The following is a 16,461-nucleotide window of genomic DNA, read 5'->3' as shown; positions in this document are numbered from 1 at the left end:
CGCATGCTGCGCTGCTTATAGAACCCTACAGAGAACCAAGGTCGGCGTCGTGTCAGGCGGCCTCGGCGGGTTCCGTTGCGGCCGCGGTCGCCAATGCCTCGTTGACATCACGAAGCTGGCTGCGCTTGTCGTCAAGCTCATCTCCAAATGCGAACATGCCGCCCTCACGCGTGCGATAGGAGGCAAGGCGCCGCTCAGCGTCTTGCAGCCGCTGGCGATAGTGCGCCTGTTCCTGGTCGAACCCGTCAAGGGCATGTTCGAGCCGCGAAACGGCGCCGAGCGGCGTGACTGTCACCGCCAGATCAATTTCCTGGGCCGCATTGGTACGCTGCAAGAGGGTCGTATAGCAATATCCGTCACCCCTGCCGAACCGCTCGCCCGAATAGATCAGATCGAAGCCGCCGATGGCCGCGATCTGAACCTCGCCCTCCTGCTGCAGCTGAACGAGGGTGAGGATTTCCTTCATCAGCGCGCGACCGGCAAGCTTGCGCTCGTCGTAGGGCTTGCCCACAACCGTCATGGCGAAGGCTTCGCCAGCGGTCGGCACGAGGCGCTTAAGGTCCGTGCCGATCTCTAAGACGCGGCGGGTCGACGTCTCGATCTCGCGTTCGGCGTCGCGGATCTGGCGGCGAACAGCATATTGATCGTCCTCGTGAGCGGCCCGCAGCCGTTCGAGACGGGCGATGTCTGCCTCAAGCCCTGCCTTTTGCATCAGCCGTTCGTCGCCGCTCGCAATCGCCTTGGCCATGGCGAACTGGTTTGCAGCCCCTTCGCCCAGATCTTCAAGCCGGCGGATCGACGTATCGCCGGAAAGTGCTGCGGCAATGAAGCGGGCCTTGCGCTCGTTGTTCTGCCACATCGAGGCGTCGAGCGACCCTTGCGTGGCGTATGCGAAAATATCGACTTCGTCATGCTGGTTGCCCTGGCGCACGATCCGGCCCTCACGCTGCTCGATTTGCGAGGGCAGCCACGGGACGTCGAGATGATGCAGCGCCTTGAGGCGAAGCTGAGCATTGACGCCGGTGCCCATCGTGTCCGACGAGCCGATCAGGAAGCGGACCTTGCCGGCGCGGACGTCGGCAAACAGCCGCTGCTTGGCGTCGGTCTTCTTGTAATCCTGCATGAAGGCGATTTCGGATGCCGGAACGCCCATGCGCACAAGCTCGTCCCTGATCCAGCGGTAGGCCGAAAAGCCGCGGCTCTTCTCGACGTTGATGGTGCCGAGATCGGAGAAGATCATCTGCGCGGCGCCCGGCAGTTCGAAGGAATTGCCGTCGGGTCGCACAAACGTGCTTTGCGACGTCTCCTGCCAGATGCGGAAGGCGTTCTGGACAAGCAGGTTGAGCTTGTTGTCCGGCTCGTTGTCATTGTCCGCATCGACAAGACGGAGATCGATGGCGGCATGGCGACCGTCGGTGATGACCGAAAGCAGGATGTCGTCGCCCGGCTGCGCCGGCCCCTCACGCATCTCGATCGCCTTGATACGGGCATCGAGGATCGCCTGATAGTTCTTGAAGGCCTGCGTCGGCTTGGCCGTCAGGATCTGCCGGCGGCCGGTGGAGATATCAGGCACCTTGACGTATTCGCGAAGATCCTCGGGCATCACCACGTCGGCGAATGACCGGAACATCGCAATCAGCTCCGGCACGTTCACGAAGCTCGCGAAACGGCTGACGGGCTTGTATTTGCCCGAGGGCTGGATCTCCAGTTCCGTGGTCGTGTCACCGAAGGTGGAGGCCCAGGCGTCGAACTCATGCAGCCCGCGTTCGGCCAGCGCCGCGTGGCCGAGCAGGCGCTGGACCGAGAACATCTCGCCGAGCGTGTTGGTGATCGGCGTCCCCGAAGCCAGAATCAGGGACCGGCCGGGGTTCTTCGTCTCGATGAAGCGGGATTTGACGTAGAGATCCCAGGCTCGCTGCGATCCGTTCGGATCGATGCCTTTTAGGGTCGACATGTTGGTGGCAAAGGAAAGCTTGCGGAATTCTTGTGCCTCATCGACGATGATCTGGTCGACGCCGATCTCCGAGATCGTCAGCAGATCGTCCTTGCGGGTCGATAACGCCTCCAACCGTTCTTTCAGGCCCTCCTTCAGCCGCTCGAGCCGCTTGCGCGAGACGCGATCCTCGCTGTCGACCTTGGTCAGCAGTTCCTCGTAGAGTTCGAGCTCATCCTGGATCATCTGTTGCTCGAAACTCGATGGCACCGCGATGAACCGGAATGCCGAGTGCGTGATGATGATCGCATCCCAGGTTGCGGTAGCGGCGCGGGAGAGGAAGCGAGCCCGTTTGTCCTTCGAAAAATTGGTTTCGTCGGCGACGAGAATGCGGGCGTTCGGATAGAGCGCCAGGAACTCGCGCGCAGCCTGGGCCAGGCAATGGCCGGGCACGACGAGCATCGCCTTGGAGACCAGTCCGAGCCGACGCTGCTCCATGATCGCAGCCGCCATGGTCATCGTCTTGCCGGCTCCGACAGCGTGTGCGAGATAGGTCGAGCCCGACGCGATGATGCGCCAGATACCGCGTTTCTGGTGCCCATAAAGAACAAAGGCGCCAGAGGCACCGGGCAAGACCAGGTGTGAGCCGTCGAAACGCCTGGGCGCGATATTATTGAAGCGATCGTTGTAGACCCGCGCCAGCCGGTCGGTGCGATCAGGATCGGTCCAGACCCAGTTCTGGAAGGCCGTCTTGATCTTCTGCAGCTTGTCGCGGGCCGCTTCGGTATCGACGACGTTCAGCACACGCCGCTCGCCGTCTCCATCCTTGAACACGTCGAAGATCTGCGGCACCCGGCTGTTCAGCGCATCGGCGAGCAGTTCGCCGGCATGCCGGCGATCTGTTCCCCATTCGGATGTCCCGGCCGCCGTCCATCCGAGCTGCCGCGCCTCGACGGTCCAGGAGCCCAGTTCCGGCATATGGTGGATCCTGATCTCCGCACCCATGGTCTGGTAAACGAAAGCGACGATGTCGGCCGCCGGAATCCAGGGTGCGCCAAGTCGAGCGGTGATATCGGACGGGCGGAGATCGGCGGGCTGCACGCCTTGGAGCGCGCCGACATTCCGACGATAGGCGGGATCGAGCTCGGCCGCAGTTGCCGCGGCAGCAAGTTTCGTGCGCACGGCCCCGGAGAGATAGGCGTCGGAGGTTTGCCATGAGCCGTCGGCGGGATCGCGAAAGATTGCGCCGCCGAGCGCATCGGGAACTGCATCCGTGTCGCAATGGAGAAGCTCTGCGATATGCTCGAGGTCGACATGCCCGCGATCGTTCAGCACGACGGCGAGCGCATCGGCGGCGGAGGTGATGACAGGCGGGGCAGGCGGAGCGATGACACGCTCGGAAAAGATCGGCCCGGGCCTGGCGGTGTCTGTTTCGAGATCATAGTCCTCGATGGAGGCGACCAGCCAGCAATCGGGGTCGTCCAGGAAGGGTGCAAGGTTCGGACGGCGGTGGGTTTCGCGGACTTCGCCCGTCTCTTCATCCTCGCTGATCGAAACCATGGTGTGGTTGATCGGCCCGAAATCACGAACGAAGCTCGACCAGGCGATGCGCAGCCGCACTTGGCAGTCGCGCCACGGCCGGTCCAATTCCTGCGCTTTCAGGACCTCGCGCACCGCGTCCCGGACGGGGATCAGCTTCTTGATGATCCGGACATGTTTTTCCGGGATGCCGTCGGCGCCGCGGCCCCTGCGGACCTGCACCACGATCGGTGCACCCTCGATGATCTGCATCAGGCCGTGCCTGCTGTCGATGAAGTAACTGCCTTCACGGACCCGGTTGCTGTCGGGTTTGAACTCGAGGATTTCCGCCAGCTCGTCTTCGAGATCGACATCGATTTCGGTCGGCTCGCCATCGTAGATGTCCTCCGGAAGACGCCGAACGGCCGCATCGAGTGCCGCCTCCACGTTCTCGCCGGCGCGTGGCAGGCAGGTATAGGTCTCGCCGAAGGGGCCGGAGGTCAGCGCGTGCGTGCCGAGCACCGAATCTGGATGTCGCGCGAACCAGCGGTTCACGCGGATCGGTCCTTCTTCCGCCGTGGCTGCGCGGACTTCGGCGAATTCGAGCCAGGCAAGATCGAGCGGCGGTTCGCCCGCCTTGCGCTTGCGAAAGAAGAGGACGTCGACGACGACATCGGTGCCGGCCTCCCGCCGCAAACTGCCTTCGGGCAGGCGGATGGCGCCGATCAGATCGGCGGCAGTTGCGATGTGATCCCGGCAGGTGCTGTCGGCCTTGTCCATGGTGCCGGTACTGGTGACGAAGGCGGCGAGCCCGCCGGGTTTCAGGAGATCGATCGACCGCGCGATGAAATAATCGTGCAGCCTAAGACCGAGCGAGCGGTATCGCCGGTCTGAGCGAACCGTCCGATCGGAGAAGGGCGGGTTGCCGATGGCAAGATCGTAGATCACATTGAGGTCGGTGCGCGCGAAATCACCGTTGATGATGCGCGCCTTCGGCTGCAGCAGTCGCGCGATGCGGGCGGTGACCGGATCGAGCTCGAGGCCGGTGACATAGCTGATGTCACGATACCCGACAGGCATCAGCGCCGGAAACAGGCCTGTCCCGATCCCGGGTTCCAGCACCCGGCCGCCGCGCCAGCCGAGTCGCTGCAGGCCGGTCCAGATCGCCCGGACGATAAATTCGGGAGTGAAGTGAGCATATTGGGTGCAGCGCGCAAGCGAGACATAGTCGCTTTCCGTGACCGAATCCTCCAGGGAACGGGCGAGATCCTCCCAACCGTGGCGGAAGGCCGCTTCGCCCGGCCGGCGGAACATGCCGTTGGCGAGCTCAGAGCTGCCGAAACCGGTAAAGCGTATCAGCCTAACCTGCGCGTCGCGCGTTGCCGGCCGATCCTGTCTCTCGATCTCAGCGGCTGTGAGAATGGCCGCGATGCTTAAACGCCCCCGTTCCTTCCAGGTGGCGGCCAAACCGCGATCGCCGTCGTCGAGGTAGAAGTTGGCGTGCGCTTCCTGCTTTCGTTGCGCCTTCTGCATGGCAGGCGGGAGGGCACGCGCGGGGGAAGGGGCAGGCGTCGTCGGATCCGGATCGTCGTCATTGGCGGCAAAACCGCCAAAGGCGGTGACGCCGATGCCAATGCCAGACGACAGCGCGCGGCCGGCGAAGATGTCGAGGGTTAAGGGATCGTTGCTCATTGAAAGCTCCTTGTGATAGCGCGAGCGTCGTCCTCCTGTCGCGGAAGACAGCAGGCTGTTCGCAGTGAATGGAAGGGGACGGCGTCCATGGCCGCCGGTATAAGGTCGGCAAAGCGCTCATCGCGCTCCACCCTGACCATCTGCACGGCGACTGAGGCGAAGACGATGCGACGACGCGTGGCGGCTGGGCTTGCCACCATCATCGCCTTAGATTGTTCGGCATCGAGGAAGTCGATCCGCCGGCGATTGCCTCGCGCACGGATGCGATCGGGTAGTGAGTATGGCAACACCTTCTATGCCGCGATCGGTGAGGGGAGATGGCGCAACTGCACCGGCAGCTTGGCGGCGATCTCATCGTTGGTGAGATCTTCGAGCAGCTTCAGGAAGCTGCCCTCTTTGCGGCCATAGAGCAGCACCGTCCGTTTTCCACGCGCCGCTGCCGGCCAACGCGCACCGGCATAGCCGCGATAGTCGTCGGCCGTCGTGCTCCAGATGTGCTCGAGGCGCTCATCGCGTGTCATGGCGCGGATGTGGCAGCTTTCCCGGTCGATGATTGCGACACGCATGGTCTCGACGGACGTCTTGTCTGAAAGGTCGCAATAGGCATGAAAATACCGGATCGCGTCATCGATGCGGAGCGCGAAGAACACGGATGTCACGGAGCTGGTCAGGAATTCACGCATCGCGAACATCGAGCCGCGGATCCAGAGCGGCGGCAGGATCTCGAACATGTAGTCGTGCTCGGCTTCGGCGATTTCGAACCATTCGCCGGCGTAAAGCGGCGTTGCGTCACCGTCCCAGCGGTTCGGCCGCTGGACATGGCGGTCGAACATGCGAAACATCTGTGGGCGAGTTGCGACGCCTTGAAACACTTTGCGGATTGAAGAGGTCATCTGCGCCTCCTTGCGCGGGCGGACGAAGCGCGGCACGGTCCTCTCGACCCTTCCATCTTCTTCAGTCCTTCATGACCCCTTGCCTGCCGCCGGCATCGCGACCGCCCGGGTCCAGGGCCGGCTTCAGCCGGGCGAAGCCTCCCTTGACGCGGGCGGTGCGCATGCGGCACGCCTCACCCTCTTTCCCTCCATCCTCCCTTTTCCTTTTCTCAGTACCTCGCTTCGCGCGCAGCTTCAGAGCTTCATTCCAGTCCTCTTCGGGCGGGCGAAGTCGCACCCAGTCGCATCCGACCTCGTCGGCATGCCCGCGCAACCGTTCGGCAAACGTATCGCCTTGAGGGTTGGCGTCGGTGGCAGCGACAAGCTGGACGTTCGGACCTGACGCAAGCGCGCCAAGTGCCGCGGCCGTGGTCGGCGACCAGCCGCCGCCGGTGCTGAGATAGAGCGTGCCGTCCCGCAGGCCCTCGATTGCCGCAAGGCTCATGGCGTCGATTGCGGCTTCGGTGACGGCCAGGCGCACCGGCGCATCCGAACCGAGGCGGAACAGGACCTTCTTTCCTCCGGAGGCAAACCCGCGGTATTGCGGACCGCGCGCCTCCCAGCCCGTCACAACGCCTGCCTGGTTCCAATGGGCGGCCCACATGCTGCCTTGCGGACCTTCGCGAAGAAGGTTGCGTTTGATCGCGGCGCGGATAATCGCCGTCGGGAGGCAACGCTCGTCATGCAAGTAGCGCCAGGTCGACGAGCCCGGCCAGGGGCAGCGCCGAGCCTGCCAACGGTCCGAAATGGATAGTTCGGACTGGCCGTCCGCAATGCGAGGCTGCCACTCGGGCGCGGAAATTTCGAACCCCACGAGGTTCGCGACCTTCTCGACACATGCCGGAAAGCTGACACGGTCGAGGTGCTCGACCAGGGCGAAGACATCGCCTTTCGCGTCGCTGAGCGGATCGAACCATCCACGCCCTTCATGCGTCACTATGATGATCTCTCCGCGGCGGCGAAACTTCACCGCTCGCCGGGTGCTCTCCTTGACGTCTATGGCAAACCCGGTCTGCTCCAGCACCGCGGCGCAGCTTACCTTTTCGCGCAGCGCCTCTATTTCTCCTCTATCCATTTTCCTTCCGATCGCGAGAGCGATCGCCTCCAATTCGTCAGCTTTATTCGTCCGCCGCTTCAGCGGCCGCGAAGAGCAAAGGCGGCAAGGGCGCGGCTGGCAATTTGGTGAATCATGCAAGGTCGGCCGCGGCGAAGCCTCCCTTGCGGCCTGCCGCTCGCAAGCGGCACGCCGAAGGCCATGGCGCCGGCTCAATGCCAAGGCGTGTACTCGTGAACGATCTCAAGATCGTCGTCGTTGTCGATTTCGTCGGACGGCAGGACGCCGTATTCGCCGTCGACGGTGAAGAGCGTGACCGGGACCATCAGATCGCGGGAGAGCTGGAAAGCGTAGGACTGGGCGAGTGAGAGGTCGTGCGACATGGGTGAGGCTCCTTGCAAGCGGACCAATTCCCGCTCGATGGCTCCTCAAAAGGCCCGGTGGCGGGCGCGATCACCGCGATGCGAAGCGGAAGCGGCCGCAGCTTGACTAGCGGACCCCTTGTGGGTTGATCGTGGAAGATCCGGAACCTGGCCAGGACGCCATCGACAAAGAGCGGGATTGGGCTGCTTCGACGGAAGTTTCACACAACGACGCTCGGTTGCATCGACAGGGTTTCGATCTGCCGGCTGCGATACCCGAACCGTGGTGAGGCGTGCGCTCGAGCATTGGCCGCCATCGGCACCCGGTGGAGAAAGCGGGCTGAGTTACATCTCTCCTTTTTAGAGGAACGGCTCCCTTTTCAGACATAACTATCATGCAACCTATAGAGGTTATGTAAGCTTCGTGCTACATATGCTAGCAATCTGTGGTACGAAGGTCTCAAATTCCCACTCCCCATAACCCTCCCGCTGCGGTGCGAGGACGAGCGCTGCGTAAACTCGGAGCGGACATTCACGATGCCCGCCGACGCCGACGGCTACCGATGGCAGTCGTGGCTGAGCGCGCGTTCACGTCGCGTTCGACGCTGCAAAGGGTCGAAGCTGGTGACACCAATGTCAGCATTGGCATCTACGCAAGCGTTTTGCAGGCGCTTGGCCTACTCGACGGACTGAGCCACGTCGCCGACATCAGCAATGACAGCATCGGTCAGGCCCTCGCCAGCGCGCAATTGCCCAAGCGGCCAACTGGATCATCTGGCAATGGTTGACTTCGAAGTACACATCGACCTCAACGGTCGCTCGCGGCCGATTGGCCTAGCGCGCTTCGATTTCGGTGGACCAGGACGTTTTCCAGGCACCTATCCGCGCCGGGATTGCCGGCCCTTATTGAACGTGGACGGCTGCTTCAAATCACCGAGCGCATTCTAAGAGATGAAGTGACAGATGAGGACCTTCAGCTCATTTTCGCGCCCGGCTCGTCTCTAGACCTCGCCTGCTCGGTCGACCTGCTAGTGGCCGCTTCGGAGTTCCTTGCGCTCACGCTGGCGCAGACCCGCACCGTTATCAAAGATGTCGCGACGGTGACGGCGATCTGGCGCGATATGGCCAAGGCGGTTGGGGCTCGTGCGGCCGGATCAACCGCATGGCCAGCCCTTTCGAGCATGACGATCTCAAACGGGCTCTAGCGCTATGACAAGGATTTTCCGCACGATTACGATCCGCCACAGCCAGCTTCGTGACCAGCGCGTCTGTCTCCAGTCGTTTAGCCCCATTGAGACATTGCTCGGCTCTGCGCGAGGAAACAGCTCGCGCCGTCTCTCAATGAACGGCATCAATATTCATGCCATTTGGGTGATAACGTTTGGGTGAAACATCTTGGTTTACTTTCAACAGCTTAGCAAAGAACGGCAAAGAAACTGCCAAACAAAGCTCTGTCGTCACATCGCTAAAATTGACACATGTCGGGAAGACGCCGAGAACTGGACACTCAGGCGAGCCGTTGTGCCCCAATGCACTGCCCTTGCTTGATGACGAATGGACCGCCCCGCTGCCGCCTTCGTTCTGGCAAATGATGCGCCAGCTACAAATCCCGACCTCCTGAGAATAGCCATATCGACAGATAGTCTCATGGTTCGGCCTTGCAGATGTAGCTGGATAAGCTTCAGGTATTGCGAAATCTGATAGTGACTTTCCGACGATTGGTGACCGCGGCGTGATTGATCGCAGGTACCGGTCGGGACTCACGCGTCAATTGCCGCAAAGTTGATGGCAGCGCGAATTCAAAAGTAATCAAAGTTTGGGCCGCCTAGAGGGGTGATCAGGCGGCCCACTGGCCGCAGGTGCGGCCGCTTAGGCGACAATAGGGACAAATCGCCTGTGGAAACGATATAGTTCGAATTTTTTAAAAGCAATGCAGATTTTGAATTAATTGAAGTCCGTTTTAAGGCGACGGTGGGATCTCTGGGAGGCAATGTCCACAGATGCGCAAACTTGGTGTGCCGCTCACCGAACATTTGCAACGAACGTGCCAAAGGCATGTGCGATCTACTGAATATGGAGGAGAGCGGAAAAAATCCGGAAGCCAAAATCATCAAGGTGGACGCAAAATTTGATACGTCGGCCGATGGCCGACCGCATCATCGGGCCAGTCGCGAGTCCTCACCGCAGGACTTACGTGCCCAAGCACAGACCTGGGCAGGGGCAGCGACCTGGCTGCTCATGGCCACGACCGCCTGCTGTAGCCGCACCTCCAGCGAGTCGATGCCCACCTCCTCACAAGTGGCCGCACCGGATTGAAGCAGCAGCGGCAGCACGCTACGCACGCGTTCCGCCAGCCAAGCATAAAGCGGCGAGGCTGTGCCGCCGCCGACTGGACATTCGCAGAACAGCCCCGACATCGGCAGCCCGGCCGTCTCGAAAGCCTCAACCAGCCGACCGGCGATGTCCGGATGCGCTATCGTCGGCCGGAAGCTTTCTAGCAGCCACTGTCCCGCCTGCTGCCACAGCGGCACCAAAGGACGGGAGCGGAACTCATCGAGGAAATCCACCTCATGGAACGCCAGAATGCCGCCCGGCGCCAATCGCGCGACCGCCCGGCGAAGCGTGTCGATCGGATCCGGCAGATAGCATAGGACGAAGCGGCCGATGACGGCGTCGAACCGTTTGTCGGCCATAACGGTGTCGACGGCCTCGTCGGCCGCCGCATGCAGCAAGCGGATCTGCGCCAGACCCATTTCCTTTGCCCGTGCCCGCGCCGTGACGAGCGCTTCCTCGCTGCGATCCACGCCTAGTACCGCTCCGGACCGGCCGACCAGCTCTGCCGCCAGAAGGGACACATCGCCGGGGCCGCAGCCGAGATCGAGCACCCGCATGCCCGGAGCTAGCCCGGCTGCGCGAAGCAATCGCTCTGTCATCGGCCGCAGTGCCGCGGCCTGCAGGATCAGCCTGCGCATCTCCAATTCTGAATGTCCCAGAGCGTATTCAGCAAAACGACTTGAGGAACTCAATGGCAATCTCCTAGCGATCTCGGACGCCGAGCGAATAGTTTGGCAATCATCTGCAATAATAGATTCGCCTCAGATTTGAACATCGTTTCCAAATCAGCATGGGACGAGCCTCTGGGCCGTTGTGTGCCGAAGGATGAGATGATGGCCCACCGTGACCGCTCGGGTGTCGATCGAACGTTGTCAGCTGTGAGACAATGTCGGGGATCAAACAATGCGTCGCGGAGTGATCATGTTGTTTGCCAATGACTTTTCGTTTGGCATGGCACTTGCGTCGGATTGCCGGCCACGCTGGCACGCAAGACGAGGAAAATTACATGATCAGCTCACCGGCCTTTCGCACGGAACTCTCCTTCAATGCTCTAGCAGCTATGGCGGACTTGATTTGCATTTCGGCAAGCCAGCATCGGAGGTCCGCAGACACACATCGGACGTGATCACAGGTTATGGCAAAAGGGATTAGGACAAAAGTGAACATTCACACTGCTTTGCAAAAGCCCAGCCGCATATCGACCGCCGCCGATCTGAAGGCTGCCAAGGAAGGAACGGCACGCGAAGCGCGGGATGGAGCCATGTAACGCGCCAAAGCCGCAAACCCACCACCGTCGCACTGCATGTATTACAGGCAAGCGGCACCACAATTCCTAAAAATAGCGATGGCAATGCAGAAATTGACGGATCAGATTGATGCTATCCGCCGGACAAATGGTACGGCTCACATGGCGGGCGCAAGCGGCCAATGCCGCTCTCGCGACACGGAATCGGGAACATCGGCTGTGGGGCGGATGCTCGATGCAATTCACGATCTAGCTCCCGCGGTGCTGGCCAGTGCAGCCGAGATCGAAGCCGAACGCCGCATGCCGTCAGATCTTATCGAGAAGTTACGGTCGATCGGAGTATACCGCATGTTCGCGCCACGCAGCCGTGGCGGGTTTGAGCTGGATTTACTCTCGGGAATGGAAGTGATCAGCGCTTTGGCTCGACTCGACGGCTCAGTCGGGTGGACCGCGATGATCGGCAGCGCCTCGGCCATTGTGAGTCCTCGATTGCCGAGACAGACCTACGATCTGATGTATCGTGACAAGTCGGACGTCATTATATCTGGCGTCTACTCGCCGGCGGGCACGGCCGAGAGAGTACCAGGCGGATGGCGTGTGAACGGGCGTTGGCCGTTCGCCAGCGGCTGCCAAGACGCCGACTGGATGATGGGCCTTTGTGTCATGTCGGAAGGCGGCAAGGCTCTTTGTGGGCCCGCAGGGGATGCCGGGCGGCCCCTTGTCCGGTGTGTCGCATTGCCGGCATCGGCCTGGCAGATCGAAGATACTTGGCATGCCTCCGGCCTCAGAGGTACCGGCAGTCACCACATAGTCCTTGAAAACGCGTTGGCGCCGGAGGCCAATTTTTTCGATTTTCCAGAGGGGGCAACGTGCGAACCGGGGCCGTTGTATCAATCGTGGCGGCATCTTCAGTCGGTGCTTCTTGGGGCTGTCTGCGTGGGCATCGCCGAGGGCGCGTTGTGGGATCTTGCCGAGCTTGTCCATAACGGCCGACAGCAGCTTCAAGCCCCGGCGCCGATGCGCGAGTCCGAGATGGCCCAGGGCGAACTGGGTAGAATCGAGGCAGATGTGCGGGCGGCGCGGGCGGCCATGCAGGTTCAGGCCGACAGCCACTGGCGGCACGCTGTGGCGGACACGTTGAACGGCCAAGCTCTCTATGCGCAGGGCATACAGACGGGAATCTGGACTGCCACTATCTGTGCTTGCGCCGCGCAAGCCTGCTTTACGCTCGCGGGCGGTGCCGCGGTTTATGAGAGTTCGCCTCTGCAGCGGCGGTTGCGCGACCTGCAGGCAGCGGCGCAACACGCGATGGTCCAGCAGCGGCACTATGCGGAGGCGGGCCGATCGCTGTTGCAGCGGGTCGGCACGAACACCGAGAGCGGACAGGCGGCCATGTGCGCGGGTAAGGCAACGGCGGGAAGGCCCCGTGGTCATGCAGATGCAACGGCCACGACGTCGTCGCGATCAGCGCGTTCAAACCACGAAACTGCAGACCCGCTGGCGTCTGTTCTAAATGTCTAATTCTCGGATTTGAGCGGCCCGCGCTGGTCCAGCCGCTCCATGGTGACTGTTATAAGGTTAAAAATGCAGAGACTCCAGCTTGCTCCAAATTACGAGATCTCGCGTGTGATCCATGGTGGATGGCAATTGGCGAGCGGCCATCGCACCGTCCGCAGTGACGACCCGGTCGCCGACATGGTGGCCTTCGCGGACGCGGGCATCACCACCTTCGATTGTGCCGACATTTATGCCGGCGTCGAAGAACTGATCGGCCGCTTCAAGACACGCTACGGGGATTTGCGCGGGGAACAGGCGCTGGCCCGGATCAAAGTGCACACCAAGTTTGTGCCCGACTTCGACAGTCTGCCGCGCATCAGCAAGTCCTATATAGCGAGCATGATCGACCAGTCGTTGAGGCGTCTCAACCAGGAGCGGCTCGATCTCGTTCAGCTTCACTGGTGGGAATACCGGGTGCCAGGTTGGCTGGACGCGGCGTTGTGGCTGGACGATCTTCGGCGCACCGGTAAGGTTGATAAGATCGGCGGCACCAATTTCGACACCGACCATATGTTGGAGATCGTCAAGGCCGGAGTGGCGCTCACCTCCATGCAGGTGCAGTACTCGCTGCTTGACCGTCGCCCCGCACTGCGCATGGCTGAGGCGGCGGTAGAGAACGGCGTCTCGCTCCTGTGCTACGGCACCGTCGCCGGCGGCTTCCTCGGCGACAGGTGGCTTGGAGCGCCGGAGCCGTCGGGGCAGCTGGAGAACCGTTCGCTGGTCAAATACAAGCGGGTTATCGACGATATCGGCGGCTGGGACCTGTTTCAGGCGCTCTTGGCGACGCTGCGCCAGATCGCTGATCGGCAGGGGACCGACATCGCCACGGTCGCCAGCGCTGCGATGCTTGGCCGGCCGGGTGTTGCGGCGGTCATCATCGGCGCGCACAACCGCTCGCATCTGGCCTCGAACCTCGCCGTCTCCGACCTCGTCCTGACTGCCGAGGAGCTGGACCTCATCGCCGGAGTGCTGGCGCAAGCGACGGAGCTTAAGGGCGATGTCTACGGGCTGGAGCGCGCCCAGGGCAACGACAATCGCATCCGCACTTCATAGTTGGCTTGGGTTAAGGCCCGGTGGCCGATCAAAGTTGAGATAGTTGAATGAGAAACGCCTTACCTTACTGCGTCCGCACCAATTCCAAAGTAAGCTAGCTCGATCGGAAAGAGAGCTGCGCCCTATACCTCACTCGACCCTACCACCGCTCAATTGATCAAGCACGCAGATCTCCTCAAATGCACGCATACGGAGCGCCGAGTTGTTCTGGAAGGTCTTTTCAATGCAGGCGAGGGGGAGCACGCAATGCCCCGCATTCGCGCCTTGCAGTTTCGGGGCTCGCGTGCTGGAAGCAGAAGACCCGCCGCCGGGTGGCGGGTTGCGCTATCAAAGCAGCGGATTATTCTCATGCGCTCGCCATACTCCTCGACACATTTTAAAGCATCGCATCGGCCGACACTAAAACAGTCAAAGCCGAGATTCTCTGTCGAACCGGTCCGAAGAAAGTTGGTCTTGTGTGTGCGTCCCCGCAACGCCTTATTATCCAGGCTCGACGCCGTCTGCTGCGACCCATTCAACCGCAAAAGATTCATCCAATGGTTGCGGCCCGTCAAGCAATACTGCGGTTAGTATTAGGCCATTTGAAATCATGAAGCGGCCGCGGAGTTCCCGTGGACAATCCTTTGCCGGCACGCACGTGTGTGGAAGCTGAGCGACGAATGAGCCGTCGTCCGGATTGATGGTGACCACGGCATCCTCGAAGTCCAGCCATTCACGTGTAAGCGGAAACCACGCCTTGAAGATGCTTTCCTTAGCGCTGAAGAGCAGCCGTCCCCAATTGACATGCCCGGATGCATTCGCGATCCAATGTCGCTCCTCGTCGCTCGAAATGAGCGACAACACTCCTGTGGGCAGCTCTGCATCGACTTCGGCATCGATTCCAAGCGCAATGAAGTCCTTCTTCATGGCCACCGCCGCTGCATAGAATCCGACGCAATGAGTTATACTGCCAACGATTCCAGACGGCCAAAGCGGTTCCCTGTTAGGCCCGCTTGGGACCGGGCAAGACGGAAAGCCAAGTTTGCACAATGCCGCCCTGGCACATGCCCGCCCGATCGAAAATTCACGCCTTCTGCCTTTGACCGCTGTGGCAATTGCACTCTCTTCTTCGGCCATCACTTGGATTTCGGGGCCGTCACTTGCTCGAGAAGTTTGCACAGCAACATTCGGCGGGAGCAGCTTTTCTAGCACGAGATTTCCTCTCATTCGAGCACGTCCTGCTTGTTCGGGAACTCGCCCAAAATCGCGCTGGCGGATTGGCGCATCTCGCCCTCGGCGTTAAAATCAAATTGCCATGGGTAAGCATGACACTCGTTTTTGGATTGGCTGGTCAATCCCAAGCGGATCCGTAATCATTGCCACGTTCGCATCAACTCTCAGCCTTAACCAACCGCTTGCCGGGAAACGAGCATTCCTTTGAGATCGCCGAACTGCCTGACTATGACAAACACCGCGAGCAGCCCGGCCGCGAGTTCAGCAGTTGCCTGGCTGATTAACAGTCCTTTGAAGCCCCAAATTGCGGGCAATAGCAGTATGGCTGGTACGAACAGATATCCTTGCCTCGCGAAGGAAACGACCGCACTCAGACGTGCTTTCCCGAAGGACTGAAGCATCGTTATCGCTACATGCTGAACACCAAAAAGCCCGAAAAAGAGATGGAACATGATGCAGGTCGAGACAGCGATTTCAGTCATGTCCTCGCTGCTGCTGAAAAGTCGGACGATTGGCCGAGCAAAAATCACGACCACAGCAGAAAAGGTAACTGAAAATGCAACCGCTATGGAGAGCATGAACTTCGCGGCCCTCTGTACTCGAGCGAAATCCTGTGCTCCCCAGCTGAAACCGAGAACCGCCTGGGAGCCTATGCATAGGCCCATGATCGGGAGGGCCCCGATTGTCAACAATCGTGCAGCTATGCCCACAGCGGCAACGGAATTGTCGCCGAATTGTGCAGCTGCCCTGTTCAAGAGCACGAACGCAAGAGCAGACAAAATACCTGTGATGGTTGCAGGCGCGCCGATGGCGGCGAGCTGTTTTACGCGGCCACCCCCCAAAGTTATGTAGGAGATGCGGACACGGACAATTCCCAATTGTTTCACGAAATATAGAATGTAGAGGCCAGTGGCGGCGAGCTGCGCCAAAAATGTTGCGAGCGCCGCCCCACGAATTCCGAGATGCAGGGAAAAAATCAGAATCGGATCGAGCAGGGCATTCAGCGCAAAAGCCGTAATCATGGTCCACATGCTGAAGCGTGTATTGCCCTCAGCCCTCGCGACAAACCCGTTGACCATATTCAACAACATCAGAGTGTAACCAAATAGGAGCGTCGATGCGTAGTCGAGTGCGGCTGGCATTATTGTCGGACTGGCACCGAGCAAAGCAAGAACGTCGCGCAAACCGAAAAGCAGAGCGCCGGTAAGTGTCACTCCGATCGGCGCCGCTAGAGCGAGCGCCAAGCTCGCGCCGCGATTCGCCTCCAAGGAATTGCCGGCGCCAAGATTGCGGGACACGAACGATGCCGTGCCGACGCCGATCCCCTGCCCGACTGCGGTGAGCAGGACGACCAAGGGCAAAGCTATGCTGACGGCGGCGATAGCCTGCGCGCCGAGCCTTCCAACAAAGATTGCATTCACGAACTGCTGAAGTGCATTGATCGACAAACCGATAATGGAGGGAATGGCAAGCCGCATGATGAGGCTGGACACCTTGCCGTCCGACAAACTGGTATGCTCCGCCGGCGAAGCCATGCGCTCTTCTTTGCTCTTCATCGATCGCTCCGG

General features: G+C 60.8%; 11 protein-coding genes and 2 pseudogenes. 4 read left to right on the top strand and 9 right to left on the bottom strand.

Going from position 1 to position 16,461, the window contains the following annotated elements; translation table 11 throughout:
- Nucleotides 1-52: 52 nt before the first annotated feature.
- The 4 genes from PY649_RS30070 to PY649_RS30055 all read right to left on the bottom strand — a co-directional run bounded on the left by PY649_RS30070 (nt 53) and on the right by PY649_RS30055 (nt 7,512).
- Nucleotides 53-5,143, bottom strand: a complete 5,091-nt coding sequence (locus PY649_RS30070) for a helicase-related protein (protein ID WP_285872555.1) — start codon at nt 5,141-5,143, stop codon at nt 53-55.
- 293 nt (nt 5,144-5,436) lie between these two features.
- Complete coding sequence (locus tag PY649_RS30065; protein WP_120709217.1) at nt 5,437-6,036, bottom strand: DUF1419 domain-containing protein; 600 nt, start codon at nt 6,034-6,036, stop codon at nt 5,437-5,439.
- Nucleotides 6,037-6,097: 61 nt separating this feature from the next.
- The gene (locus PY649_RS30060; protein WP_285872553.1) at nt 6,098-7,150 is read right to left on the bottom strand and encodes a DUF3991 and TOPRIM domain-containing protein; all 1,053 of its coding nucleotides are present in this window, start codon (nt 7,148-7,150) and stop codon (nt 6,098-6,100) included.
- Between the two features lie 191 nt (nt 7,151-7,341).
- Complete coding sequence (locus PY649_RS30055; protein ID WP_285872552.1) at nt 7,342-7,512, bottom strand: hypothetical protein; 171 nt, start codon at nt 7,510-7,512, stop codon at nt 7,342-7,344.
- Nucleotides 7,513-7,955: 443 nt separating this feature from the next.
- Here PY649_RS30055 and PY649_RS30050 point away from each other — a divergent pair, with 443 nt between their 5' ends.
- On the top strand, nt 7,956-8,279 hold the full coding sequence (locus tag PY649_RS30050) for a helix-turn-helix domain-containing protein (protein ID WP_285872571.1): 324 nt from the start codon (nt 7,956-7,958) through the stop codon (nt 8,277-8,279).
- Nucleotides 8,280-8,447: 168 nt separating this feature from the next.
- Nucleotides 8,448-8,696, top strand: a complete 249-nt coding sequence (locus tag PY649_RS30045; protein WP_285872551.1) for a hypothetical protein — start codon at nt 8,448-8,450, stop codon at nt 8,694-8,696.
- A gap of 951 nt (nt 8,697-9,647) precedes the next feature.
- On the opposite strand, the gene PY649_RS30040 is transcribed toward PY649_RS30045, so the two are convergent.
- A complete protein-coding gene (locus tag PY649_RS30040) occupies nt 9,648-10,463 on the bottom strand; it encodes a class I SAM-dependent methyltransferase (protein WP_285872550.1) in 816 nt (271 codons plus the stop codon).
- 713 nt (nt 10,464-11,176) lie between these two features.
- Between PY649_RS30040 and PY649_RS30035 the strand changes: the two genes are divergently transcribed.
- Nucleotides 11,177-12,592: an acyl-CoA dehydrogenase family protein gene (locus PY649_RS30035; protein ID WP_285872549.1), complete on the top strand. Its 1,416-nt coding sequence runs from the start codon at nt 11,177-11,179 to the stop codon at nt 12,590-12,592.
- A 63-nt stretch (nt 12,593-12,655) separates the two neighbouring features.
- Entirely contained in the window at nt 12,656-13,681 is a 1,026-nt protein-coding gene (locus PY649_RS30030; RefSeq protein WP_285872548.1) for an aldo/keto reductase, read from the top strand.
- A 68-nt stretch (nt 13,682-13,749) separates the two neighbouring features.
- Here the strand turns inward: PY649_RS30030 and PY649_RS30025 are convergent.
- From PY649_RS30025 to PY649_RS30010, 4 genes and pseudogenes are all read right to left on the bottom strand, one after another.
- Nucleotides 13,750-13,870 (bottom strand): annotated as a pseudogene (locus tag PY649_RS30025) (LLM class flavin-dependent oxidoreductase); the annotation flags it as partial.
- 291 nt (nt 13,871-14,161) lie between these two features.
- On the bottom strand, nt 14,162-14,587 hold the full coding sequence (locus PY649_RS30020; RefSeq protein ID WP_285872570.1) for a 4'-phosphopantetheinyl transferase family protein: 426 nt from the start codon (nt 14,585-14,587) through the stop codon (nt 14,162-14,164).
- 12 nt (nt 14,588-14,599) lie between these two features.
- Nucleotides 14,600-14,797 (bottom strand): annotated as a pseudogene (locus tag PY649_RS30015) (4'-phosphopantetheinyl transferase family protein); the annotation flags it as partial.
- A gap of 266 nt (nt 14,798-15,063) precedes the next feature.
- On the bottom strand, nt 15,064-16,449 hold the full coding sequence (locus PY649_RS30010; RefSeq protein WP_285872546.1) for an MATE family efflux transporter: 1,386 nt from the start codon (nt 16,447-16,449) through the stop codon (nt 15,064-15,066).
- Nucleotides 16,450-16,461: the final 12 nt, after the last annotated feature.

This window comes from Rhizobium mayense (assembly GCF_030272705.1).
Lineage (GTDB): Bacteria > Pseudomonadota > Alphaproteobacteria > Rhizobiales > Rhizobiaceae > Rhizobium > Rhizobium mayense.
The sequence above is the reverse complement of the archived record's forward strand: the minus strand, read 5'-3'. Positions and strand labels throughout refer to the sequence as shown.